Consider the following 1,984-nt stretch of genomic DNA (forward strand, 5'->3'; position numbering starts at 1 on the left):
CTCATACGAGTAGCTCTAACCCTTTATTCTCATCGAACATTAAAATGCTCTTCTTTTAACCATCTATTTCCGCCGATGTCTAAATACCCATCTTTTCGGCCAGACACACGATATGGGGTAGATCCATCTACATTTCCTGTATAGTTCCCATTTGGACCATCATATGTGTTAATGCCGTAACCTGCTGGATATTTAGAATACGCAAAGAACCAATCCACCTCAAAGTGCTCCAGTGCAGCCCATGCCTCTTTTCCAAGACAAATCATTGGTTTTTCATCGAACCAAGCTGCATCCACAATTAAATACGGCATTTTAGTATTAATGATATTGCCCGTAAACGAAGCGTCACTATTAGGACTACTATATAAATTAATACCCCATCCTTCGGGATACTTAGACTTTGCAATTCCAATCCCAATTGGTTGCGAAACATTCGGTTTTTGTCCAATAAACCAAGAAAGTGGTTTATCTCCTACTAATAGATTTAAGTCACACTTACCAATTCCAGGTACCTGTCCCGTTTCAGTGTATTGCCAGATATCGCATGGATATGCTGGTTTATTTCCACCATAACGAGGAATCCACGTAAAGTCTGCTTTCACTTTAGACATACCGAATTGTTCATACATATGATGACCTACGTAGAAACCTACTTTTTTAGCACCTAAACGATATAACTCATCAATGAAAGCTTGTGAACCTGCTGCCATGTTACCCATCGTTTCCTGTTCTACATCTGCAACCCAAAATAATGCGTCTTTGTCTCCACGCGCCCAAAAGTCCTGTGCTTCTTTTTTAGCATCTTCTACAGATACGAAACGACAGAAAGCATAGTTTCCGAATGGTACGCTATGAGACTTCATAGAAGCCACGTATAATTTATACATTGGATCTACATAGTTTGAGCCATCCTGTACACGTGCAATCACTAAATCAAGTTGCGGGGCCGCAACTGACCACTCAATATCACCATTCCATTTTGAAATATCTACAATGTGTCCCATTATTGAACATCCCCTTTTTTCTCTTCTTGTTTTTGTTTGCCACCCAAAATTTCAACAGCATTTATTAATGCAGAAGGTAACATGATTCCTATACGCCCTGCATTTTCTAGGATTGATAAAAGCTCATTACCCATAAAGAAAAAGATAGTTGCTTCACGAATAGCGCTATTGCTACCGATTACGTTGTCCAACTGCGCAGCCACCCCAACTAATAAAAAAAGCACTACCTTTTTGGCAATGCCTTTGAAACCAACTTTACTTTTCAATTCTCCGTTATATCCTGCTGCAATCATGCCTGTGATATAATCAATCGCTACCATTATTACCAATATTTTCAAAACCGCATCCCAGCCCCCCCAGAAATATCCACAAAAGCCACCTAATGTAGCTATAAACGATTTTGTTAATATATTAATTTGATTCATTTGTTACACTCCTTAAAAAAAGGCCGACCCACAAAGGTCGGCTATGCTATTATCGAATATCGAAGTGTTTCCCTTCTACCCAAGTGTTTTGACCAATGTCACTCCAACCATCTTTGCGAGAGTAAATGTCATACGGAAGATAGCCATCCACTCTGCCTAAGTAGCTTCCAGCTGAAGCACCTGGCGCTGAATATTTATTAATACCGAAGCTAGGTGCTTATTTTGAATAAGCAATGAGCCACTATTTAACCAATTTTTCTATTTTTATAAAACATAAAAAATAGCTTCTATTGGGATTGTTTTTTTATCGAATATCTAAAATATCAAAATGTTTTTCAGGTGCCCAACTATTATTACCAATATCGATCCATCCTTCTTGACGAGCATAAATCATGAAAGGTGCTTTTGAGGAAATTGTACCTTTATATTGACCATCAATACCATCGTAATAATTTACTCCCCATCCTTCTGGATATTTTGATACCGCTTTGAATGGCCAGAAACTAAAATGTTCTACCTTTACCCAACTATTGCCCCGATTCCAAAATAAAGAGC

General features: G+C 38.4%; 2 protein-coding genes and 1 pseudogene. All 3 read right to left on the bottom strand.

The window, feature by feature from the left end; translation table 11 throughout:
- Positions 1-29: 29 nt before the first annotated feature.
- Positions 30-1,004 carry a glycoside hydrolase family 25 protein gene (locus VK90_RS26480; protein ID WP_048376512.1) on the bottom strand — a complete coding sequence of 325 codons (975 nt, stop codon included), beginning with the start codon at positions 1,002-1,004 and terminating at the stop codon, positions 30-32.
- Positions 1,004-1,429 carry a phage holin family protein gene (locus tag VK90_RS26485; RefSeq protein ID WP_048376513.1) on the bottom strand — a complete coding sequence of 142 codons (426 nt, stop codon included), beginning with the start codon at positions 1,427-1,429 and terminating at the stop codon, positions 1,004-1,006. The genes VK90_RS26480 and VK90_RS26485 overlap by 1 nt, the downstream gene beginning before the upstream one ends.
- Positions 1,430-1,733: 304 nt before the next feature.
- Positions 1,734-1,984, bottom strand: a pseudogene (locus tag VK90_RS30435) (hypothetical protein); the annotation flags it as partial.

This window comes from Bacillus sp. LK2 (assembly GCF_001043575.1).
In the GTDB taxonomy this organism is placed as follows: Bacteria; Bacillota; Bacilli; order Bacillales; family Bacillaceae_G; genus Bacillus_A; species Bacillus_A paramycoides.